The sequence below is a fragment of the Vibrio sp. 2-2(8) genome (assembly GCF_963888495.1).
Classification (GTDB): domain Bacteria; phylum Pseudomonadota; class Gammaproteobacteria; order Enterobacterales; family Vibrionaceae; genus Vibrio; species Vibrio anguillarum.
In genome coordinates this window covers 87,663-110,964 of record NZ_CAWPJM010000001.1, presented here as the reverse complement: position 1 = coordinate 110,964, position 23,302 = coordinate 87,663, and the positions used below count along the sequence as shown (strand labels likewise).

The following is a 23,302-nucleotide window of genomic DNA, read 5'->3' as shown; positions in this document are numbered from 1 at the left end:
AGGTTCGATATGTCTTCCGTTGAGCAGACACAGCCTTTAATCAGTCACTTGCTAGAACTACGCGATCGTTTATTGCGTTCAATAGCTGCGGTGATCGTGATTTTTATCGGCTTAGTCTATTTCTCTAGCGACATCTACGATTTTGTCTCCAAACCATTGGTTGAGCGTTTGCCTGAAGGGGCGACGATGATTGCGACCGATGTTGCCTCGCCCTTTTTCACGCCACTCAAACTTACTTTGATCGCGTCCGCTTTTCTCGCGGTGCCTTTTATCCTTTATCAAATCTGGGCCTTTGTCGCTCCAGGTTTGTATAAGCATGAACGCCGTTTAGTCATGCCATTGATGTTTTCAAGCTCATTGTTGTTCTATTGCGGTGTGGCGTTTGCGTACTTTGTGGTATTTCCACTGGTGTTTGGCTTTTTTACGGCCATCTCTTTAGGCGGTGTTGAGTTTGCAACGGACATTGCCAGTTATCTCGATTTTGTGCTTGCGCTCTTTTTCGCTTTTGGTATCGCCTTTGAGGTTCCCGTCGCCATCATTTTACTGTGTTGGACGGGGGCGACGACGCCGAAAACCTTGAGTGAGAAAAGGCCTTATATCGTGGTTGGGGCATTTGTGGTGGGGATGTTACTGACGCCGCCTGATATGGTGTCGCAAACCTTGCTCGCCATTCCGATGTGTTTATTGTTTGAGGTTGGACTTTTCTTTGCTCGTTTTTATGTGCGCAAAGATGAGGAAGAGCCGGAAGATGAAAGTCATTAATACATGAAAAAAGCGGCGAATAGCCGCTTTTTTTTGTACCTATGATAGTGGACTATTTAATCTTCAAAAGATAACCGCACTGAGAGCATCGATAGACTTCCTTGATGCCCAGAAGTTTTTGCCAGAAGGTTCGATGTTGACGTTGTAAGTGATTACCATGTTCACACATATTAGCCACGTTTATGTATTAAAATTTTGCCGCATACTATAGTGTTTGCATAATTATTTTTGTGATATAGATCACGCTGATGTGTATGTCACTCTATCTATAGTTCTATAAATTATAATTTAAACAGTGAGTTAGCATTAGTGTTTGTAATGTTATTCACTTCAACCAACGAGAGTTCGGTGAGTTCTGCGATGCGTTTGGCAACTAGCGTTGTGTAAGCTGGTTCGTTGCGCTTACCTCTGTGAGGGACAGGGGCTAAATAGGGACAATCTGTTTCTAGCAGAACAAAGTTCATATCGAGATGCGGTAATACTTTATCCATGCCGCCATTTTTAAACGTTGATACACCACCAATCCCAAGATGAAACCCTAGCTCATTAATTGCTTTAGCTTCTTCAAGCGTGCCGCCAAAACAGTGGAATACACCGCTAAGTGAGCCATTTTGCTCTTTTTCCAGCAGTTGTAGAGTTTGAGTGATGGAATCACGGGTGTGGATGACAACAGGCAAATCGCGCTCTTTGGCCCAATTAAGTTGAGTGACGAAAGCCATCTCTTGTTCGGCCTGAAAGGTTTTGTCCCAATATAGATCAATGCCAATTTCACCAATGGCGATAAAGGGGTGTTTATCTAGCCAAGATTCGATAACCGTTAGCGTTTGCTTCACATTTCCATCCACATAGCATGGGTGCAGCCCCATCATCGATCGGCAAAGTTCAGGGTAAGCCGCTTCGGTTTTAAGCATAGGCTCAATGGAGGCAAGATCGATATTGGGCAACAAAATAGCCTCAATGCCTTGCGCCTTAGCGCGTTGCACGACCTCATCTCGATCGTGATCAAATTCAGCGGCATAAATGTGAGCGTGAGTGTCAATCATGGTATGTCTCGATAAACAGAGAATGGGAGAACAGTATACGGAAGTGTGAGCCTGAGGTCATTTTTCTGATTTTTGTCGATTGGCGCTAGCGTCAAAAAGCGAGAGTGATATGATTTCGCCACACTTGAGCGATAGCGGTAGTGAAGAAAGAATGCTTTCTCACACCGCGTATAAACAAGGAGAAGAGAGTGTCAGTATCCATTCAAGGTCAGTTCCCAGGGCGTCGCATGCGTCGCTTACGCAAGCATGATTTTAGCCGCCGTTTGATGGCTGAGAATCAGTTATCGGTTAATGATTTAATTTATCCCATGTTTATTTTGATGGGTAAAGATCGCCGCGAGCCAGTGGAGTCTATGCCCGGTATTGAGCGTCTCTCTATCGACTTAATGCTCGAAGAAGCGCTGTATTTGGCTAATCTCGGCGTGCCAGCCATCGCACTTTTTCCAGTGGTTAACCAAGATGCTAAAAGTTTGTGTGCTGCTGAAGCGCATAATCCTGACGGCTTAGTGCAACGTGCGGTGAAATTATTAAAAGAGCATATACCACAAATGGGTGTCATTACCGACGTCGCGCTGGATCCTTTCACGACCCATGGCCAAGATGGCATCATCGATGAAAGTGGCTATGTGATGAATGATGAGACCACCGAGGTGTTGATCAAACAAGCGCTGTCTCACGCTGCAGCCGGTGCCGATGTGGTTGCCCCTTCCGATATGATGGATGGACGAATTGGTAAGATCCGCGAAGCGCTTGAAGAGGCGGGTTTTATTCATACACAGATCATGGCTTACTCTGCGAAATACGCGTCATGTTATTACGGCCCATTCCGCGATGCGGTTGGTTCCTCTTCGAACCTGAAAGGGGGAGACAAGAAAAACTATCAGATGGATCCGGCCAACAGCGATGAAGCCATTCACGAAGTGGCGATGGATATCAATGAAGGGGCTGACATGGTGATGGTGAAGCCCGGCATGCCATACCTTGATGTAGTGCGCCGCGTGAAATCTGAATTACAAGTTCCTACGTTTGCGTATCAAGTGTCTGGCGAATATGCGATGCATAAAGCGGCCATTTTAAATGGTTGGCTTAAAGAACGTGAAACCGTAATGGAGTCATTATTGTGCTTTAAACGCGCTGGGGCAGACGGCATTTTAACCTATTTTGCTAAAGACGTTGCGCAGTGGCTGGCAGAAGATAACGCCAAAACGGCACAATATTTACATCAAGATAACTAAGTTGTGAATTTAGGCTGGGGAGCGATTTTTCTATCTATTTGAAAATCAATTAAAAAAAGATTTCATGAAATAGATGGGTAGGTGTTTTTAGCATGATTAGAAAATAAATGAGATTTTTTCTCATTTAGGGGTTGATAATTAAATGAGAATCATTATTATTAACCATGTCTTAGGGAATGGCGAAGTTCACAAGGACGTCGAGTTTACGATTAACGAATTGCTAGGTGTTAAAAGTAACAAGACAAATTGGCGACGAACTTGCGCAAGTTCTTTTTGACACGACATTGCTCACATTGCTTCCAGTGTAATTTATAGCTTTATCGTAAGGCTGAATGAATCACTTCACTTAGTTTTACCTGTTTTTGCTAGGCGACATCCTCGGGTGTCGCTTTTTTTATCGCTCATTTTCAAGAGGATGCTTTTGTTGTGAATAAAAGGCCATCGATAGTCTTTTCCACAATCAATGATCGTAAAAAGATCATGATAGGAATGTTCGATCTTTGTTTTATTCATTTATAAACAATAAGTTAATGCCATTGTTTTCCTCGTTAATCACTGTTTAATAACCAGTGGATAAAAACTATGAACAGAGTTATCCACAGAATGTCATTTGCGGTGGTGGACAAATCAGCAAAATGTTTCGTTGCTCAAGGTGCATTGGCGTGGAATCCTCAAGACAGTCATGGCATCCTTAGTCATTACATTTCGTACTCGCTTTGGATTGCAAAAGACTATGGCTCGCATACCTGACAACCCGTTCATTCTGATTGATGGCTCTTCTTACCTTTACCGTGCATTTCATGCCTACCCAGGCACCATGAGTAATGGCGAAATTCCAACTAATGCTGTCTATGGCGTGGTCAATATGCTCCGTAGCATGATGCGCCAGTTTTCCGCTGAGCGTATGGTGGTTATTTTTGACGCGAAAGGAAAAACCTTCCGCGATGATATGTACCCACAATACAAAGCTAACCGTCCACCAATGCCTGATGATCTACGTTGTCAGATTGAGCCGTTGCACAATGTCATCCGTGCGATGGGACTACCGCTGATATCGATTGAAGGTGTCGAAGCCGATGACGTGATTGGTACGCTAGCCTCTCAAGCATCACAAGCCGGCATGCCAGTGCTGATCAGCACTGGTGATAAAGACATGGCACAGCTGGTGGACGAGAATGTCACCTTGATCAATACCATGACGAATGTGGTACTTGACCGTGAAGGGGTGATTGAAAAATTCGGTATCCCTCCTGAGCTTATCATCGATTATCTGGCCTTGATGGGCGATAAAGTCGATAACATTCCTGGTGTACCGGGTGTCGGTGAGAAAACAGCGATTGCGTTACTACAAGGCATTGGCAGCCTAGAGCTAATTTACGATAACCTCGATAAAATTGCGCAATTGGGTTTTCGCGGCTCTAAAACCATGGCGCAAAAACTGGCGGATAACCGTGAAAAAGCTTTTCTCTCTTACCAATTAGCCACCATCAAGCTGGATGTCGCTTTGGAAGAGAAACCAGAAACCTTGTGCAAAACCCAGCCCAATATTGATGAGTTGATTAAACTTTATGGTCAGCTCACGTTTAAATCTTGGTTAACAGAATTGCTGGATGGTGGTAATGGGGTGATTGACGCTGATGAAAAAGTGGGTGCGGTAAACACTTCTTCTTCACAAGCAAGGGAGATGGATACAACCGCCGCCACGATTGATCGCAGCCAATATCAAACCATTTTAGATGAAGAGACATTTAATACTTGGTTAGAAAAACTGAAAGCGGCAGAAGTGTTTGCGTTTGATACGGAAACCGACAGCCTCGATTATATGGTAGCGAATTTAGTTGGCCTCTCTTTTGCGACCGAAGAGGGCGTTGCAGCGTATGTACCTGTTGCGCATGACTATCTTGATGCACCAAAGCAACTGGACCGTGATTGGGTACTCGCCCAACTTAAACCCATTTTAGAAGATGAAAGCCAAGCCAAAGTGGGGCAGAACCTAAAATACGATGCCAGCATTGTTGCGCGTTACGGTATCAATATGAAAGGCATCAAGCACGATACGATGCTCGCATCTTATGTGTACAACAGCGTCGGTGGCAAACATGATATGGACAGTTTGGCGCTACGATTCTTGCAACACAGCTGTATTTCATTTGAACAGGTGGCGGGCAAAGGTAAAAACCAGCTGACCTTCAACCAAATTGAACTTGAGCAAGCGGCACCGTACGCTGCGGAAGATGCTGATGTGACTTTGCGACTTCATCACCGTTTGATGAGTCATATTGAGCAAGATGAGAAGCTCAATCGCATCTACCAACAGATAGAAGTACCTCTTGTTCCCGTGTTGTCACGTATGGAACGCACAGGCGTGATGATTGATGATATGTTGCTTGGCGCGCAATCGCATGAAATCGCTGCTCGTTTAGAGCAACTAGAACAACAAGCGTTTGATATCGCAGGTCAACCTTTCAACCTAAGCTCACCAAAACAGCTGCAAACCATTTTGTTTGAACAGATGGGGCTACCGGTGATTAAGAAAACGCCAACAGGTACACCTTCCACCAATGAAGAAGTACTGCAAGAGTTGGCACTCGACGGTTATCCTCTGCCTAAAGTGATCATTGAACATCGTGGTTTAGCTAAGTTGAAATCAACCTATACCGATAAACTGCCTAAAATGATCAACCCAACCACAGGGCGAGTGCATACCTCGTATCACCAAGCTGTAACCGCCACTGGTCGTTTGTCTTCAACCGATCCAAATTTGCAAAACATTCCGATCCGTAACGAAGAAGGACGCCGGATCCGTCAAGCCTTTATCGCTCCTCATGGCTGGAAAATTCTGGCCATCGATTACTCGCAAATTGAGCTGCGGATTATGGCGCATTTGTCCGGCGATAAAGCGCTGCTTGAAGCATTCCAGCAAGGGAAAGATATCCATGCAGCGACCGCGGCTGAAATTCTTGGAGTGAGTATTGAGCAAGTCAGCAGTGAGCAACGTCGCCGTGCGAAAGCGGTTAACTTTGGTTTGATTTACGGGATGAGCGCCTTTGGTTTAGCCAAGCAGCTCGGCATTCCTCGTTATGAAGCCCAAGAATATATGGATAAATACTTTGAGCGTTATCCTGGTGTGATGCAATACATGGAAGATACACGCTCTACGGCTAGTGAACTTGGCTATGTTGAAACTTTATTTGGTCGCCGTTTGCATCTGCCTGAAATTAAATCGCGTAATGGGATGCGCCGCAAAGCCGCTGAACGTGCTGCGATCAATGCTCCAATGCAAGGTACGGCTGCGGATATCATCAAAAAAGCGATGCTATTAGTCGATGCTTGGATTGAGGAGCATGGACAGGGACGCGTTAAACTCTTGATGCAAGTGCACGATGAACTGGTGTTTGAGGTGCAAGAGACGGCTTTAGCCGAAATTGAAATTAAAGTACAACAATTGATGGAATCAGCGGCAACGCTAGCGGTGCCATTGGTCGCGGATACTGGTCATGGAGACAACTGGGATCAGGCGCATTAGTTGTTTTTTGAGCAGAATTAGCTAATTTATATGAGCCGACGCACAAATGTCGGCTTTTTTATGGCCTAGAAACAAGTGTTCTTGATTTTAAACTTTGTGTTGTTTAATAAAATTTTCATGAAAAAAAACTACAAAAATAGTTTTCATTTCTGACCATTTGTTATACATTAACTCTCGTAGGGTACAGAGGTAAGATGTTCTATCTTTCAGACCTTTTGTTTCACGTTATTGGATTAGGCTGATTCAGCCGCCCCAGTCAGTATTTGACTGGGGCGTTTTTTATTGGGCCAAAGAAAATATTCATCACTGTTTTTTACGAGAATTTAGGTGATAAAAACACACTATTCTATTGCTGAGTAGTTACTTTATTTCTTTTATAAACACCCAATTCTGTAACTGGCTAACAGTCACACTTTGATTATTTCTAATGAGAAATCAAGTTCGCCTCAAACACAAAGAATATGTTTAAATATCATTAGTATTCATTATGTTATGTTGATTTTATTGGGATGAGCCAGAGGAGTGTTCTGTGGGTGAGTGAATTGATGACTCTTTGACCTATTGAAAAGTTGGAGGGATTAAGGAATGCTTAGCAAAACAATAATAAATTACCTCCTACTTCTCTCCCGTTGCCCCACCAGGATGGTGGGGATTTTTCTCTTTGCCGTTCGCATTTGGATTTAAAGCCTATAAAAAAGCCCCACGATTAGGTAGGGCTCTGTTGGAGTCACGATTTTTAGTGTTCTTCAGAATTAGTGTTGTGCAGAATGGTCTGGATTCTCTTCTAAGTGAGTTGAGTCACACTCATCCATCTCTTCCACTGCTTCTTGCTCGGCTAAATGTGCGAGTGCGGGTGCAAACCACGTATCCAATTTGTTACGCAGCACATCGACGCCTAAGCCTTTCAATGATGAAAAAGCATCGACAGTGACATCGCCGCCAAAAGAGCGTGCCTCTTCACGAATTTTTAACACTTGAGCTTTACGTGCGCCACTTTTTAGCTTGTCCGCTTTAGTCAGTAGTACTAGTACTGGGATGTAGCAATCGACAGCCCAAGAAATCAATTGTTGGTCGAGATCTTTCATCGGATGGCGAATGTCCATTAGCACAACCAGCCCTTTTAAGCTCTTGCGCTTTTGTAGGTATTCACCTAATGATTTTTGCCATTTTTTCTTTAGTTCCAAAGGAACTTGAGCAAAACCATAGCCCGGTAAATCCACAATATGACAACCTTCAGTGACTTTAAATAGGTTGATCAGTTGGGTTCGACCCGGAGTTTTACTGGTTTTAGCCAAGCTCTTCTGATTCGTTAAGCGATTCAACGAACTCGACTTACCTGCATTGGAGCGTCCTGCAAACGCAATTTCGATCCCTTCATCATCAGGTAGATGACGAATGTCAGGCGCACTGGTAATGAAATGCGTGTTTTGATAATGAATTTTTACGCTCACTGTTAACTCCATCTCGACTTTGTGTAGTCGATTGATTACTTTTTTGTGAAATTGTGTAAAATAACCGTGCTCGGCATAAGGTCGCCTATTGTACCATGAGTCGCCACTGAGAGTGAGTAGCAACTGCAAAGTGGTACTGGAAGCTTGATAATTATAAATGGAATGTCATGAAGAAATTAGCGCTAATCTTGAGTCTTTTAGCCAGCTGCTCAGTGTGGGCCCAAGGCAGCATTGAAGCTGGTAAAGCAAAATCCCAAACGTGTGTTGCCTGTCACAGTGCTGATGGCAATAGTCTACTTACAATTTATCCTAAAATTGCTGGTCAGCATGAGAAATACATAGAGAAGCAATTGCATGATCTCAAGCTGGGAATGACAAGCGGTGGCAAACAAGGTCGTTACGATCCCGTAATGAGTGCCATGGCGATGCCTCTTAGCGACGAAGATATAGCTGATCTTGCAGCGTATTTTGCATCACAAACTATTTCAGCGAACTCAACGCCTGAAGACGTTGCAGTGAAAGGAAAAGCACTTTATAGCGCAGGTGATGCAGAGCGTGGTTTAACCGCTTGTATTGCGTGTCATGGTCCACGTGGTAATGGTACTGAGCTTTCAGGTTTCCCTAAAATTTCTGGTCAGCATGCTGACTACATCAAAGCTCAACTGCAAAAATTCCGCGATGACGCTCGTAATAATGATATGAATGCCATGATGCGTGATGTCGCGAAAAAGCTCAGCGACACTGACATCGAAATACTTTCTAAATACGTTGGCGGCCTTCACTAAACCCTACACCGTTCGAGCACTGTTGTTTGAAAACGCCTTAGCACTGAGCTAGGGCGTTTTCTTTTGTGCTGAAGAAAACGTAATTTTTTGCTCAATGATCGGCTTACCTATCGCTTTTTTTATCTTTTTTTGCCTAGCTGGTGAAAAAATACGCGCTGACTCTCCACTCTAATGCCACTTTCTGGTATGTTGCGCATCCCTGTTTGAGGATGTTACATGCACATTTGCCCATTATGTTTTAGTGAACAAATAGTTCCTTATTTTGCCGATAAAGTTCGCCCTTATCTGCAGTGCCAACACTGTGCACTTGTGTTTGTTAGTCCTGAACATCGTCTTGACGAAAAAGCGGAAAAAGCATTTTATGATTTGCATGAAAATAACCCGCAGGATAGGGGTTATCGCCAGTTTTTGTCACGCGTTTGTGCGCCGATGTTGGAGAGGCTTTCTCCGGCATCTAACGGGTTAGATTTTGGTTGTGGGCCGGGGCCAACCTTATCCATTATGTTGGAAGAGGCTGGGCACACAATGTCGTTATACGATATCTTTTTTCATCCAGATGAAAAGGTGTTGCAGGCGACCTATGATTTTATGACTGCCACTGAAGTGATTGAGCATTTACATAAGCCGCACCAAGTTTGGCAGCAATGGTTAAATTTAGTTAAGCCAGGAGGCTGGATTGGGTTAATGACCAAACTAGTCAAAGACGTGGAGGCGTTTGCTGGGTGGCACTACAAAAATGATCTCACACATGTGATCTTTTTTAGTCGTGAAACCTTCCAGTACTTGGCCAAGCGGGATGAGCTTGAACTTGAATTTATTGGTAATGATGTAATTTTACTGAGGAAACCCCAGTAATGAGCCGTAGTAAAAAATCGAGAAAACCGGGTTCAGCCGGTGAAGGCGACGTGATTGTCACGCGTAATCGCAGTGAGGCAGATGTTGAAGGCCGTTTGCGTAAGCGAGTTAAAAAACAGAAAGGTCTGAAAGCGGGTAGCCGCCATTCCGATGGTTCAGATCAGCAGCAGCGAGAAGCCGCTAAAGCGCGCGATCCACGTTTAGGCAGCAAGAAAAAAATTCCTCTGGTGGTTGAGCCAGCGAAGAAAATGACCAAGCAAGAGCGTCGTTTGTCGGCTGAGCAAGAGCTCGAAATGCTGGAAAATGATGCGCAATTGAACGTGTTGCTCGATCGTATTGATAATGGCGAAAACCTAGGTGCCGGCTTGCAAAAATACGTTGATGAGAAACTCGATCGTATTGAAGCACTGATGAAGCAACTTGGTCTGTATGCTGAAGAGCAAGAAGATGTTTTCGAGCCAATCGTGACTGGCGGTAGTGTCAAAAAATCACGTTCAGATGATGATTTATTATCAGATTTTGAAGGCTTCGACCTAAATGATTTAAAAGGATAGAAAGTGCCATGAATGTAACCTTGTTAGCCATTGCTGGTGGAATCATTATTCTCGGCTTAGCGTCTTACGCTGGTTACCTTCTGCTGCAACTGAAAAAGCAAAAGGATTTGCAGCTTCAACATCAAACATTGGCCATTGAAAAACGCAATGCAAATATTTTTGATAGCGTAAATACGCTTTGCATGGCTGGGATTCAAGGCCAATGTGATCTCTCCGAGATCAGCATCCGTGTCTACTGCATTATGGATTATGTTCAAGGCGAACAGAGAATCGACTTTGATAGTTCGTATCCCGCTATTTCCGAACTGTATTATATAGTGAAGGATATGCCGCGTGGCGAAGAGCGCAGCCAACTCGCTAAACAAGAGCGAATGAAGCATAACTTAGTGCGCCAAAAGGCGGAGGCCCGTTTAATGGATGCGATTGTTGAAGAGTTAAAAGTTCTGCAAAAACGCATTGCCCCTTTGAATAGTCAAATTCCGATTCAAATGATGTAATGGCTCGACTGCCTCTTTCGAGTGAGTGATCGCGTTAGCAGTTTAGAACATTTATACACAAATTTCGTTTTGTCACCCGACGTCCATCATTGTCATGTGGCAAAATAGCCCGTCAAAGTTTCGAACGGAAAGCACAGCATGTCTTCGCAAGTCGTACCCAGCCAACAGATCGTATGGGATCAAGCTGTTTTAGATAAGTATAACTATTCAGGCCCGCGTTATACCTCTTATCCTACAGCACTTGAATTCCATGAAGCATTTACTATTGCCGATTATGATATGGCGTGTGCCCAATACCCTGACAGGCCACTTTCGCTTTATATTCATATCCCGTTTTGTCACAAACTTTGTTACTACTGTGGTTGTAATAAGGTGATTACCCGTCATTCGCATAAAGCCGACGACTATTTGGATGTGCTCGAACATGAGATTCGCCAACGAGCCTCTTTGCTGCATGGCCGTAGAGTCACACAACTGCATTTCGGTGGCGGCACACCAACCTTTTTAACTCAATTGCAAATTAGCCGTTTAATGGCCATTTTGCGTGGTGAGTTCCGCTTTGAAAATGACGCAGAAATCAGTATTGAAGTTGATCCGCGTGAAATTGAGTTAGAGATGCTTGATCACCTGCGCAGCGAAGGATTTAACCGCCTGAGCATCGGCGTACAAGATTTCAACAAAGAAGTGCAAAAGCTGGTGAACCGCGAGCAAGATGAAACCTTTATTTTTGCTATGGCGGAACGAGCTAAACAACTGGGTTTTCGCTCAACCAACCTTGATCTCATATACGGCTTGCCTAAGCAGACTAAAGGCTCTTTTGCTAAAACATTAACGCAAGTGTTGGAGATGAAGCCGGGTCGATTGTCGGTATTTAACTACGCACACATGCCGCAGCTGTTCGCTGCGCAGCGTAAGATTAAAGATGAAGATCTACCTACGGCGGAAGAAAAACTGGCCATATTACAAGACACGATCGCGACCTTAACGGGTGCTGGTTATCAGTTCATTGGCATGGACCATTTTGCTCTGCCCAATGATGAGTTGGCCGTCGCGCAGCGTGAAGGCATTTTACATCGCAACTTTCAAGGTTATACCACGCAAGGTAACTGCGACTTAGTTGGCTTTGGTGTCTCAGCCATTTCAATGATTGGGGATGCGTATGCGCAGAACCAAAAAGAGCTGAAAAAATACTATGAGCAAGTCAATGAGTTACGTCATGCACTCTGGAAAGGGGTGGCACTGGATAGTGATGACTTACTTCGTCGTGAAGTGATCAAGCAGCTTATCTGCAATTTCAAATTGGATAAAAGCCAAATTGAAGCACAGTTTAACGTGACGTTTAATCACTACTTCAAGCAAGATCTTGAGTTACTACAAACTTTTATTGATGATGAGTTAGTGGAAGTCGATGAAAAAGAGATCCGCGTTACTTTGCGCGGGCGGTTGTTGATCCGCAACATCTGCATGTGCTTTGATAAATACTTGCGTGTGCGTGCTCGTCAGCAACAATTTTCGCGGGTAATTTAATGCCCTTACCATGAATCAAAAAGCCACTGCTCGTCAGTGGCTTTTTCTTTGAAAAGAGGGATGAGTTATGGCGTCAGGTATTTATTCGCTGCAACATCCCACAATGCTTTGATTAATGGGTTATCAAGCTGTGAGCGTTTGCAGCACACACCGAGCTGAAATGGTTTTACGGGGGCTAATTTAAGGCGCTGGATCTTATCTCTCACCGGGCTATTGTTGATCACCACATCTGGCGCAATGCCGATACCACAACCGAGCGCGACCATGCTGACAATCGCTTCATGCCCTGAGCTCTGCGCGTAAATATTGGGTTTGATCTTCATTTTTTTAAACCATGCATTGGCTCTATCTCTTGCCGTTCCCGCTTCAGGAACAATAAAAGGGACAACTGACCAATCGGGTGTGTCATTTTGCAGTTGTTCGATAAAGCTACTGATCCCGAGCGGCGCGATCACCGATAAGGGTATTTCACCAATCGTTTCAAATTCAACGCGAGCTGGTAGCTGTTCGGGCATGGCTGAAATGGCAATATCCGCTTCATCATTCAAAATCTTATCAATCGCTTGAGCAGGATCGCCAGTCAAGAGTTTGAACTCAATATACGGATGACGAACTCGAAAATCGGACAGTAACTGAGGCAGGTGACTATAGCTGGCGGTGACTGAGCAAAACAAACGAATTTCCCCTTGTAATACGCTGTTTTGGTTTTTCATTTGTACGTTATATTGCTGCCACTCTGTAATGATTTTGAGTGCAACAGGAACCAGTTTACTGCCTGCTGGCGTTAGCTCAACGCTACGATTATCACGCACAAATAAGCTTTGGCTAGTTTCTTCTTCCAGCTTCTGGATCTGCCGGCTGAGCGCGGATGGGCTGATGTGCATCGCGGCGGCAGTCTTACTGAAGTTTTTACTCTCACACAGATGGATAAACATCTGCAGGTTTTTAATGTTCATAAGTTAATCACATCACGTTGCATAAATTGCAATAACTAATTGTGAATATATCACTTTAAGCAACTTGATGTCTGCTTTAGTATCAGTTTATTCGGTTCTAGAAACCGACCTGATGGAAAGAATCTTTAAAGGAGAGCGCTAACATGGCTAACTATTTCAATACCCTAAATCTACGCCAACAACTTGACCAACTTGGTCGTTGCCGCTTTATGGATCGCTCTGAGTTTGAAAGCGAAGCCGAGTACCTCAAAGGTAAAAAAGTAGTGATTGTCGGTTGTGGTGCACAAGGTTTAAACCAAGGTCTAAATTTACGAGACTCTGGCCTTGATGTCTCTTATGCATTGCGTCAAGCAGCGATCGACGAACAGCGTCAGTCCTATAAAAATGCTAAAGAGAACGGTTTTGAAGTGGGTAGCTATGAAACGCTTATCCCTCAAGCAGACTTGGTCATTAACCTAACGCCAGATAAACAGCACAGCAATGTTGTCGAAACCATCATGCCGCTGATGAAAAAAGGTGCAGCATTGGGGTATTCTCACGGCTTCAACGTGGTTGAAGAAGGGATGCAGATCCGTAAAGACATCACGGTTGTGATGGTGGCGCCTAAGTGTCCGGGAACCGAAGTGCGTGAAGAGTATAAGCGTGGTTTCGGCGTGCCGACTTTGCTTGCTGTTCACCCAGAAAATGACCCTCAAGGTGAAGGTTGGGATATCGCAAAAGCTTGGGCGGCGGGAACGGGCGGTCATCGTGCTGGCTGTTTGGAATCCTCTTTCGTTGCCGAAGTAAAATCGGACCTTATGGGCGAGCAAACCATCTTGTGTGGCATGCTACAAGCGGGTTCGATTGTGTGCTATGAGAAGATGGTAGCAGAAGGTATTGACCCAGGTTACGCAGGTAAACTACTGCAATACGGTTGGGAAACGGTAACCGAAGCGCTGAAATTTGGTGGCATCACTCACATGATGGATCGCCTATCAAACCCAGCAAAAATCAAAGCGTTTGAGCTGTCTGAAGAGCTTAAAGACTTGATGCGCCCACTGTACAACAAACATATGGATGACATTATTTCTGGTCATTTCTCTAGCACTATGATGGCTGACTGGGCCAACGATGATGCTGATTTGCTGGGCTGGCGTGCTGAAACCGGTGAAACTGCGTTTGAAAACTACCCACAGTCTGATGTACAGATCACTGAGCAAGAGTACTTCGACAAAGGTATTTTGATGATTGCCATGGTTCGCGCTGGGGTTGAGCTGGCATTTGAAGCTATGACGGCTTCCGGTATTGTTGAAGAGTCAGCTTACTATGAATCTCTGCATGAGCTGCCACTGATTGCCAACACAGTAGCACGTAAGCGTTTGTATGAAATGAACGTGGTTATTTCTGATACAGCAGAGTATGGTAATTACCTGTTTGCCAATGTCGCAACACCGTTACTGCGCGAAAAGTTCATGCCAAAAGTATCTACTGATGTGATTGGTAAAGGCCTTGGTGAAAGCTCGAATTTCGTTGATAACGCGACCTTGATTGAAGTGAACGAAATTCTTCGTAACCATCCGGTTGAGTACATCGGTGAAGAGTTGCGCGGTTACATGACAGATATGAAACGCATTGCTGTCGGTGGCTAAAGGCTAATTAACCTTCCGGTGGTTAAGAAGGGGCCGAGAGTTCGCCCCTTTTCAATGACGAGAATGATGACGTAAAGCTCCAGACTGACTGGAGAGAATAAATACAAAAGCAAACACAATATAAAACAAAAGGCTTGGTCGCCGTTGACCAAGCCTTTTTTATTGGGAAATTTTTATCTCAACCGGGCAATATTATTTGGCGGTGATTTTCGCTTCTAGCTCGGCCAATTTTTGCTCCATTTCAGTGAGCTTTTGGCGAGTACGCATCAATACTTGAGTCTGTACATCAAATTCTTCACGGCTCACCACGTCCAATTTATTTAATTGGCCTTGGATCACTTGGCGGATTTTTTGATCAACGTCGGCACCCAAATCTTTTACGGGTTGAGGCATTGAATCGTGAATTTGTTTGGCAATTTGCTCAAGTTTTTTAGGGTCAAACATAGCGGCTTACACTCCTGTCAGTTTGTCTCCATTCTAAGCAATTGAGCTGAGAATGTCGTTATTCAAGGTAAGAAAAAGGCCACTGAGGTGGCCTTTTTTGAAGCAGTCTTAATTATATTGTGTTATTTATTTTCAGCGAGTCGGCGTTGTGCTGCTTTGGCCTCGTCAACTCTGGCTAGCTTTTCGAGGTCTTTATCCTCAACAAACACAGGCAGTGGCTTATGTTTTTCGGCTAGATAGCTGTAAATCACAGGCAGTACGAATAGCGTAAATAGTGTACCAATCGCAAGACCTGCCACAATCACAATACCAATACTAAAGCGCTGAGCTGCACCTGCACCCGTTGCGTACATCAACGGGATCAAACCTGCAATCATCGCTGCTGTCGTCATTAGAATTGGGCGAAGACGCACTTTGGCTGCCTCCATCACCGCTTCGATGCGAGACTTGTTATGGTGTAGCTGCTCTTCTTTCGCCACTTCACAAATAAGAATACCGTGCTTGGTGATAAGACCAACCAGTGTAATCAACCCTACTTGCGAGTAGATGTTCATGGTTGCTGCGCCCCAAGCTAGTGCAATTAATGCTCCGCAAATGGCGAGAGGAACAGATACCATGATAACCAATGGATCTTTTAACGACTCAAATTGAATCGCCAGTACCAAGAAGATGATGGCGAGTGCCAAACCAAAGGTTGCGTAGAGTGCGCTTCCCTCAGTCACGTATTGACGTGCTTCACCCATATAATCGTGGTTGTAGCCAGCGGGCAGTTTAGTCGCGGCAACATCCTCAAACCACGTAATCGCATCACCCATTGCAACTCCTGGGCCCGGTACACTTCCGACGGTTGCCGAGTTTAGCTGGTTAAAGTGCGGCAGTGAGCGTGGCTCTGCAATCACATCAATGGTAATTAGGCTCCCTAATGGGATCATTTTTCCGTCAACGGCACGCACAAAGTAGTGATTCATCGATTCAGGGTTGAGGCGATATTTACGTTCAACCTGCGGGATCACTTCATAAGAGCGGCCATTGAGATCGATGCGGTTGACATAGCCATCCGCCATCATGGTCCCTAATGTCGTGCCAATATCCTTCATCGTGATGCCATAAACCCCAGCTTTATCTTTGTCGATATTAATTTTCATCGTCGCAGAATCGTAATTGAGGTCTAAATCGGAGTACACAAACATCGGGCTTGCTTTCACTTCTGTTAGCACTTCAGTGGCAATCGCAAACAAACTTTCAAAGCTATTGGGTGTAGTGATGACAAATTGAATTGGCAATCCAGAGCCTGCGCCGGGAAGTTCAGGCATTTGGAAGGCCGTCACGGCCATGCCTGGAATATCTTGCACTAAGGTGCCGACTCGAGTAGCAACCTCAGCTTGGCTTGCCTGGCGTTCACTCCAAGGTACCATCGAGGCAATACCAAACGCTTGGTTGGAGCTTGGAACACCGGTAAAGACTTGAGCAAACTGAACTTCTGGCTGTTCAGACAGAATCGTATTCACGTCATTCATGGTGTTTTGTAAATAGTCCAAGTTCGCATTCGAAGAACCCGTACCAATTAACATGACCACGCCTTTATCTTCAGAAGGGGCAAGCTCACTTGGAATGAATTTGAACAGCATAGGCAGGCTGGCAAACACGATCACCGCAAAGGCAATCACGACAGGACGGCGCTGCATTACTTTCTCGAGTAATTTCGCGTAGCGGTTACTCATTGAATCAAGTAATCCATGCACTTTTTGTTCAAACTTGTTGGGCTCTTCGTGCGCTTTAAGCATTTTAGAACACATCATGGGTGAAAGTGTCAGTGCAACAATACCTGAAACAAATACAGCACCAGCCAGTGTGAGTGCAAACTCTTTAAAGAGTGAGCCTGTTATGCCACCCATCATCGCTATCGGTGCATAAACGGCGCCCAGTGTCAGCGTCATCGCAATTACCGGAACGGCGATTTCACGAGTACCAATAATCGCGGCACGAAATGGTGATTCACCCAGCTTAATGTGGCGGTCAACGTTTTCTAGTACAACGATTGCATCATCCACCACAAGGCCGATAGCCAATACCATCGCTAGCAGTGTCATCAAGTTCCATGAGAAGCCCATTCCCTGCATTACCATAGCAACACCAACTAAGGAGAGTGGAATGGTAACAATCGGGATGATAACGGCACGTAAAGAGCCTAGGAATAGGGTAATGACGACAAGTACGATCAAGGCGGCTTCAGCGATGGTTTTTATGACCTCGTGGATCGATTCATTGATCGCCACCGTGGAGTCATACATCACGTTCATTTCGATGTTACTTGGTAGATTACGCTTTAACTGCGGTAACAGATCCAGCACATCTTGAGCAATGTTGATTGGGTTTGCGCTAGGTGCTGCGTTGATGGCTGCTACAACCGCTTCTCGGCCGTTTGCACTTGCGCGGTAAACATCATGGCTTTTTTCTAGCGTGACGTTTGCAATATCACCTAGGCGAATAACATTGCCGTCGCCCGTTTTAACCACCAGGTTTTTCAGCTCATCGACATTTGACACTTGCGTATCGGCACTACCGTTATACAGCACGAATTCGCCAGTGGCTTGTCCTGTTGCTGATTGATAGTTGTTGGCATTCAGCACGTTCATCACATCGCCCGCAGTGAGCTGTAGTCCTGCCATTTTTGCTGGATCAAGCCAAATGCGAAGGGCGTATTTCATGCCACCATACAAGTCAATCTTAGAGACGCCGTTGACGGTGAATATTTGAGGGTTAAATACACGCTCAAGATAGTCAGTAATTTGGCTTGAACTAAGTTCATCACTAGTGAAACCAATATACAGCACCGCGGTGGTTGAGCCGGTAGACATAGTTACCGTCGGATCTTCGGCCTCTTTAGGAAGCTGTGAGCGTACCGAGTTCGTTTTTGCTAACACATCTGAAAGTGCAGCGTTGGGATCGGTATTGAGCTTCATCGTTACGGTAATCGTTGATTTACCCAATACCGAAGAAGAAGTCATATAATCAATGTTGTCGGCTTGTGCGACTGCTTGTTCCAAAGGTTGAGTGATAAAACCTTGGATTAAGTCGGCACTTGCACCGTAATAGCCTGTACTCACTGTAACAACGGTATTCGTCATTTCAGGGTATTCACGAACCTGCATTTTGAAAATAGCTTGAAAACCAAGCAGAGCTATCAAAAAGCTGATCGATACCGCGAGCACTGGACGTTTTATAAAAACATCAGTAAAACGCATGATTCCTCCAATTACAGCATCGGTGTTTCAGCAGGTGGTGTAGTCGCATTACTTTCGACTACCCGAACTTTCGAATGGTTACTTAAGCGCACTTGACCTGAAGTGACCACGATGTCTCCATCTTGTACACCCTCTAAAATATGCGCCACAGCACCTTTGCGTTCACCTACTTTTACAACGCGCTGCTCTACTCGTTTAACGCCATCTTCTTCTTTCAACACGTAAACATTATCACCATACAGGGTGAAGGTAATGGCGGTTTGAGGAAGCGTGACTTGGTTTTCTAATTTCGGCAGGATGATGTTGGCACGAGCAAACATACCGCTGCGTAGTTTACCGTCACTATTTGGAATATCGGCTTGCACTTGGATTAAACCACTTTGAACGCTAACGGCAGGCTCAATCGCAGTAATGGATCCTGTAAACGCTGCATTAGGATAAGCATCGATAAAAATATCCACTTGCTGGCCTAATGAAATACGTGAAATATCCGTTTGTGGAACGGTAAAGCGCAGACGCATTACACTGGTATCTTCCAAGCGAACAATATCGGTGCCTGGCTGTAGGTATTGGCCTAAATACACATTACGGATACCCACCACACCAGCAAAGGGAGCTTTGATTTCACGACGATCAATGGAAGCTTTTAAACTTTCAATATCTGCAGACAAAGAGTAGTAGTTTGCTTCGGCGTCATCATAAGCTTCTTTTGAAATCGACCCTTTAGCGAATAGACCTTTATAGCGTTCGTATTTCGCTTTTGCAGCAGGTAGGCGAGCTTGTGAGCTTTTTAAATTCGCTTTCTCAACCGCAGAATCAAGCAAAACTAAAGGTTGGTCTTCCTCAACTTGTGTCCCTGATTCAAATGAAATCTTATCGATCACGCCGCTGGTTTCAGATGTTAGTGTCACGCCTTGATTGGGTTCAATAAAACCAATCGCTTCAATCACTGGGATCCAATCAACAGGAGTTACATCAGTCACTGTCACTGGAAATTCAGGTTCAGGACGGTTGGCCATGAATTCGGCAATTTTTTGTTGTTTAAACAGATTAAAACCTATCACGCTACCAAACAGTAGGAAGGCGATAAGTAACATAAAGAATGTCCACTTTTTCATTCTAGTCAGAACTCCAAGTTAGTGTTGAGTAATTGCATCCCAACTGGCGTCAATCACAGCACTGAGTGCGCTGTCATCCAGTTGATAACATTCCATCGCTTTTTTACGGGCAAGGGCGACCGTTGTTTCGAAGCTTAAAGCAGACAAAATCTGATTATCCAACGGCTTGAATAATCCCTGCTCTTTACCTTGATCAAATAGTAAATCCACTTTGGCAAACATTTTTCGCTCAAGTTCCTTAACATTGCAACTGATTGTTGTTGGCAATGATTCATATTGAACTCGGTTGCTGAGTGTTGCACTGCTTGATTGTGCTAATTCCCAGATATTAAGCCACATCATTTTAAAGCGTTCTTTCAAAGGCATCTCATCATCAATATTGGCTTGCACCGCGTCAGCAATGTGCTGACAAACGTGTAAGCGAACTGTCACGAGAAGATGATCTTTGTCATCAAAGTAACGGTAAATTGTTCCCGTTGCGACACCGGCTTCTTTGGCTAATTTGTGCATCGATAAGCCTTGAAATCCAGATTCAGCGATCAGCTTTTCAGCGGCCACCAATATCTGCTGGTACTTATCCACGTGAATACAGTTAGACATGCTGACATCCCACAGTGAATGAACGTTCATTCATTATAGACCAAACTATAGCCCCTTATGCAATACACTAGTGTAGTAAAATGACAAAAATCTTATGGTGAATGACGTAGTAATCAGTAAAGCGCGGCATTATCATAGACGGCCCAAATAAAAGTGATACGAGTACCTCATGAAGCTGAATCCAAGACAAGACGAAGCCGTCAAATATGTATCGGGCCCATGTCTAGTATTGGCGGGGGCTGGCTCGGGTAAAACGCGCGTAATTACCAACAAGATCGCTTACTTGGTTCAACAGTGTGATTATAAAGCGCGCAACATTGCTGCCGTTACATTTACTAACAAAGCCGCTCGAGAAATGAAGGCGCGGGTAGCACAAACGCTTGGAAAAGCTGAGTCAAAAGGGCTGCTCGTTTCCACATTTCATACTTTAGGCCTCAATATTATCCGTCGGGAATATAAATTTTTGGGCTTGAAAGCGGGGTTCTCTCTGTTTGACGACCAAGATCAGCTTGCGCTGCTCAAAGAGTTGACAGAGAAACAGCTCGAGGGCGATAAAGATCTGCTGCGCCAATTACTCAGCACCATCTCCAACTGGAAGAACGACATGTTGACGCCAGAGCAAGCGAAAGGTTTTGCTCAAGGTGAACAACAACAGCTGTTCGCTTACTGCTTCGATCTTTATCAAAAGCAAATGAAAGCGTATAACGCGCTCGATTTTGATGATCTTATTTTAATGCCGGTGCTGTTATTGCAAAACAACGCCGAAGTTCGTCAGCGTTGGCAAAACCGCATTCGCTACTTGCTGGTGGATGAATATCAAGATACCAATACCAGTCAATACGAGTTAGTGAAATTGTTGGTTGGAGAACGTGGCCGTTTAACTGTGGTGGGTGATGATGATCAATCCATCTATTCTTGGCGAGGGGCGAAACCGCAAAACCTCGTGTTGCTGGGGCAAAATTACCCAAATCTTAAACTGATTAAGCTTGAGCAGAACTACCGTTCAACCAGCCGTATTTTGAGAGCGGCCAATATTCTGATTGCCAACAACCCACACGTGTATGAGAAAACGCTTTTTTCTGAGATCCCTGAGGGTGAAAAACTCAAAGTTCTGCTAGCGAAAAATGAAGATCATGAAGCGGAGCGGGTCACTGGTGAACTGATTGCGCATAAATTTCTCAATCGCACCGAATATCGTGATTACGCGATATTGTACCGCGGTAATCATCAGTCACGCTTAATTGAAAAATCGCTGCTGCAAAACCGTGTGCCTTATAAGTTATCCGGTGGAACGTCATTTTTTGCCAGAGCCGAAATTAAAGACATCATGGCTTACCTCAAAGTGTTGGTGAACCCTGACGATGACAATGCTTTTTTACGCATTGTGAACACGCCAAAACGAGAAATTGGCCCAGTCACGTTGGAGAAATTGGGGAGTTACGCCAATATGCGTGGCAAAAGCTTGTTTTCGGCCAGTTTTGAACTTGGCTTAGAGCATCATTTGTCTGGAAGAGGGCTAGACAACTTGCGTCAGTTTACGCAATGGTTAGTGGCTATCTCAGATCAAGCTGAACGAGGCAATACCGTTGAAGCGGTGCGATCGTTAGTCCGAGATATTCATTATGAAGATTGGCTGTATGAAACCTCTTCCAGCCCCAAAGCGGCCGAAATGCGTATGAAAAACGTCTCTGATCTCTATTCTTGGATTGTGGCCGACCTTGAAGGTGACAACTATGACCAACAAGAAAAATCGCTCAAAGAAGTTGTACAGCGCTTAACCCTACGCGACATGATGGAGCGAAGTGAAGAAGAGGATGAGAGTGATGCCGTTCAGTTGATGACATTGCATGCATCGAAAGGCCTTGAATTTCCTTACGTTTATTTGATTGGCACTGAAGAGGGTATTCTTCCTCATCAAACCAGTATCGATGAGGACAACGTCGAAGAAGAACGTCGTTTGATGTATGTCGGGATAACTCGCGCGCAGCGAGAACTGACTTTCACTATGTGTAAAGAACGTCGTCAATACGGGGAACTGCTTAAACCCACACAAAGTCGCTTTTTGGATGAATTACCCTTTGACGATGTTGAGTGGGAACAGAGTAAAAAGCCAGTAAGTCAAGAAGAGCGCATGGCTAAAGGACAAAGCCATATTGCTAACTTGCGCGCTGCCATGTTTAAGAAATAGTGCTTAAAAAATAATAAAAACAAAGGCTTGGAATTAAAGCCAACCCTTTGTTTTATAGGAATTAATGTATTAAAGACCTGCAATCATATGCTCAATGGCGGCAACGATTTCGTCGTCAGAGCAATCCATACAGGTTCCTTTAGCTGGCATGGCATTAAAGCCTTGCAGTGCATGATTTTTCAATACATCTTTACCTTGGGCGATACGTGGAGCCCACTCTTCGGCATTGCCAATTTTAGGTGCGCCACTGATGCCTGTAGAGTGGCAAGCGATACAGAATGTACCATAAACTTGCGCGCCATCACGAGGGCCTGTCGGCTCTGCCGCAACGGGTTCACTACCCGCTAAGTAAACATCACCTACAGGTTTAATGCGATCAGCAATGGCATCGTATTCAGCTTGGCTGGTTGCCAATGCAACACTAGAAAAGGTTAAAGCAGCGAATAACACGCTTATGATTCGTCGAGACATATCCATTAAACTCACTTTATATTCCAAAGGTAAGTTCATGCTTACCTATTTATACTTAGATTTAGAGTGTGGCTGATTTAAAAGCCATTCAAGCTGTTAAATCAATGTAAATATTGGGTGATTATATCCCGATAAGTTGTTGCAATAAACAACAAGTTGCGATCTTCAAGGGGTGAGTCACATCCTTATTATAGAGGTAATAATGGTTATCTGATGAAAAAGGCGTCAAACGATAAAAAAAGTTGAAAAAGTACTAGACGCCCTAGTGTGAACTCCGTATTATTCCACTCCGCCGATAGGGCATGCGCCCGTAGCTCAGCTGGATAGAGCGTTGGCCTCCGGAGCCAAAGGTCGAAGGTTCGAATCCTTTCGGGCGCGCCATCCGGATGCTTATGTAAATAAGTAGCAAATTGGCAA

At 44.6% G+C, this 23,302-nt stretch carries 20 protein-coding genes and 1 tRNA gene; 13 read left to right on the top strand and 8 right to left on the bottom strand.

Annotated features, from left to right (window positions below; translation table 11 throughout):
• The first annotated feature begins 9 nt into the window (after positions 1-9).
• Positions 10-762 (top strand): twin-arginine translocase subunit TatC, encoded by a 753-nt coding sequence (gene tatC / locus AACV12_RS00490; RefSeq protein ID WP_010319843.1) that lies wholly within the window; start codon positions 10-12, stop codon positions 760-762.
• A 281-nt stretch (positions 763-1,043) separates the two neighbouring features.
• On the opposite strand, the gene AACV12_RS00485 is transcribed toward tatC, so the two are convergent.
• Positions 1,044-1,805, bottom strand: a complete 762-nt coding sequence (locus AACV12_RS00485) for a TatD family hydrolase (protein WP_026028801.1) — start codon at positions 1,803-1,805, stop codon at positions 1,044-1,046.
• Positions 1,806-1,993: 188 nt separating this feature from the next.
• On the opposite strand from AACV12_RS00485, the gene hemB reads away from it, so the two are divergent.
• The 4 genes from hemB (at position 1,994) to AACV12_RS18075 (ending at position 6,808) form a co-directional block, all read left to right on the top strand.
• Positions 1,994-3,040, top strand: coding sequence for a porphobilinogen synthase (hemB, locus tag AACV12_RS00480; RefSeq protein WP_026028265.1), 1,047 nt, complete (start codon positions 1,994-1,996; stop codon positions 3,038-3,040).
• A 582-nt stretch (positions 3,041-3,622) separates the two neighbouring features.
• On the top strand, positions 3,623-3,790 hold the full coding sequence (locus AACV12_RS00475) for a hypothetical protein (RefSeq protein ID WP_156117117.1): 168 nt from the start codon (positions 3,623-3,625) through the stop codon (positions 3,788-3,790).
• Positions 3,774-6,566, top strand: a complete 2,793-nt coding sequence (polA, locus tag AACV12_RS00470) for a DNA polymerase I (RefSeq protein ID WP_170901231.1) — start codon at positions 3,774-3,776, stop codon at positions 6,564-6,566. Before AACV12_RS00475 ends, polA begins: the two co-directional genes overlap by 17 nt.
• 194 nt (positions 6,567-6,760) lie before the next feature.
• Entirely contained in the window at positions 6,761-6,808 is a 48-nt protein-coding gene (locus AACV12_RS18075) for a hypothetical protein (protein WP_438356636.1), read from the top strand.
• A gap of 510 nt (positions 6,809-7,318) precedes the next feature.
• On the opposite strand, the gene yihA is transcribed toward AACV12_RS18075, so the two are convergent.
• On the bottom strand, positions 7,319-8,017 hold the full coding sequence (gene yihA, locus AACV12_RS00465) for a ribosome biogenesis GTP-binding protein YihA/YsxC (protein WP_170901229.1): 699 nt from the start codon (positions 8,015-8,017) through the stop codon (positions 7,319-7,321).
• 167 nt (positions 8,018-8,184) lie between these two features.
• On the opposite strand from yihA, the gene AACV12_RS00460 reads away from it, so the two are divergent.
• From AACV12_RS00460 to hemN, 5 genes are all read left to right on the top strand, one after another.
• Positions 8,185-8,802: a c-type cytochrome gene (locus AACV12_RS00460; protein WP_013855644.1), complete on the top strand. Its 618-nt coding sequence runs from the start codon at positions 8,185-8,187 to the stop codon at positions 8,800-8,802.
• A gap of 216 nt (positions 8,803-9,018) precedes the next feature.
• Positions 9,019-9,657, top strand: a complete 639-nt coding sequence (locus AACV12_RS00455) for a class I SAM-dependent methyltransferase (RefSeq protein ID WP_013855645.1) — start codon at positions 9,019-9,021, stop codon at positions 9,655-9,657.
• Entirely contained in the window at positions 9,657-10,211 is a 555-nt protein-coding gene (gene yihI, locus AACV12_RS00450; RefSeq protein WP_170901227.1) for a Der GTPase-activating protein YihI, read from the top strand. Before AACV12_RS00455 ends, yihI begins: the two co-directional genes overlap by 1 nt.
• Before the next feature lie 8 nt (positions 10,212-10,219).
• Positions 10,220-10,708 carry a DUF2489 domain-containing protein gene (locus AACV12_RS00445; protein WP_013855647.1) on the top strand — a complete coding sequence of 163 codons (489 nt, stop codon included), beginning with the start codon at positions 10,220-10,222 and terminating at the stop codon, positions 10,706-10,708.
• Positions 10,709-10,846: 138 nt separating this feature from the next.
• A complete protein-coding gene (gene hemN / locus AACV12_RS00440; RefSeq protein ID WP_013855648.1) occupies positions 10,847-12,235 on the top strand; it encodes an oxygen-independent coproporphyrinogen III oxidase in 1,389 nt (462 codons plus the stop codon).
• Between the two features lie 65 nt (positions 12,236-12,300).
• Here hemN and ilvY read toward each other — a convergent pair whose 3' ends face one another.
• On the bottom strand, positions 12,301-13,191 hold the full coding sequence (ilvY, locus tag AACV12_RS00435) for an HTH-type transcriptional activator IlvY (protein ID WP_013855649.1): 891 nt from the start codon (positions 13,189-13,191) through the stop codon (positions 12,301-12,303).
• A 143-nt stretch (positions 13,192-13,334) separates the two neighbouring features.
• Here ilvY and ilvC point away from each other — a divergent pair, with 143 nt between their 5' ends.
• Positions 13,335-14,819 carry a ketol-acid reductoisomerase gene (gene ilvC / locus AACV12_RS00430; protein ID WP_013855650.1) on the top strand — a complete coding sequence of 495 codons (1,485 nt, stop codon included), beginning with the start codon at positions 13,335-13,337 and terminating at the stop codon, positions 14,817-14,819.
• A 192-nt stretch (positions 14,820-15,011) separates the two neighbouring features.
• Here the strand turns inward: ilvC and ubiK are convergent, their stop codons facing one another.
• The 4 genes from ubiK to AACV12_RS00410 all read right to left on the bottom strand — a co-directional run bounded on the left by ubiK (position 15,012) and on the right by AACV12_RS00410 (position 20,256).
• Positions 15,012-15,263, bottom strand: a complete 252-nt coding sequence (ubiK, locus tag AACV12_RS00425) for a ubiquinone biosynthesis accessory factor UbiK (RefSeq protein ID WP_010319855.1) — start codon at positions 15,261-15,263, stop codon at positions 15,012-15,014.
• Positions 15,264-15,385: 122 nt separating this feature from the next.
• Complete coding sequence (locus tag AACV12_RS00420) at positions 15,386-18,508, bottom strand: multidrug efflux RND transporter permease subunit (protein WP_013855651.1); 3,123 nt, start codon at positions 18,506-18,508, stop codon at positions 15,386-15,388.
• Between the two features lie 11 nt (positions 18,509-18,519).
• Positions 18,520-19,626 (bottom strand): efflux RND transporter periplasmic adaptor subunit, encoded by a 1,107-nt coding sequence (locus AACV12_RS00415; RefSeq protein WP_013855652.1) that lies wholly within the window; start codon positions 19,624-19,626, stop codon positions 18,520-18,522.
• A gap of 18 nt (positions 19,627-19,644) precedes the next feature.
• Entirely contained in the window at positions 19,645-20,256 is a 612-nt protein-coding gene (locus tag AACV12_RS00410) for a TetR/AcrR family transcriptional regulator (RefSeq protein WP_013855653.1), read from the bottom strand.
• A gap of 139 nt (positions 20,257-20,395) precedes the next feature.
• Between AACV12_RS00410 and rep the strand changes: the two genes are divergently transcribed.
• Entirely contained in the window at positions 20,396-22,414 is a 2,019-nt protein-coding gene (gene rep / locus AACV12_RS00405) for a DNA helicase Rep (protein ID WP_170901225.1), read from the top strand.
• Between the two features lie 69 nt (positions 22,415-22,483).
• Here rep and AACV12_RS00400 read toward each other — a convergent pair whose 3' ends face one another.
• A complete protein-coding gene (locus AACV12_RS00400; RefSeq protein ID WP_088718017.1) occupies positions 22,484-22,891 on the bottom strand; it encodes a c-type cytochrome in 408 nt (135 codons plus the stop codon).
• Between the two features lie 298 nt (positions 22,892-23,189).
• On the opposite strand from AACV12_RS00400, the gene AACV12_RS00395 reads away from it, so the two are divergent.
• Positions 23,190-23,266, top strand: a tRNA-Arg gene (locus AACV12_RS00395).
• Positions 23,267-23,302 lie beyond the last annotated feature (36 nt).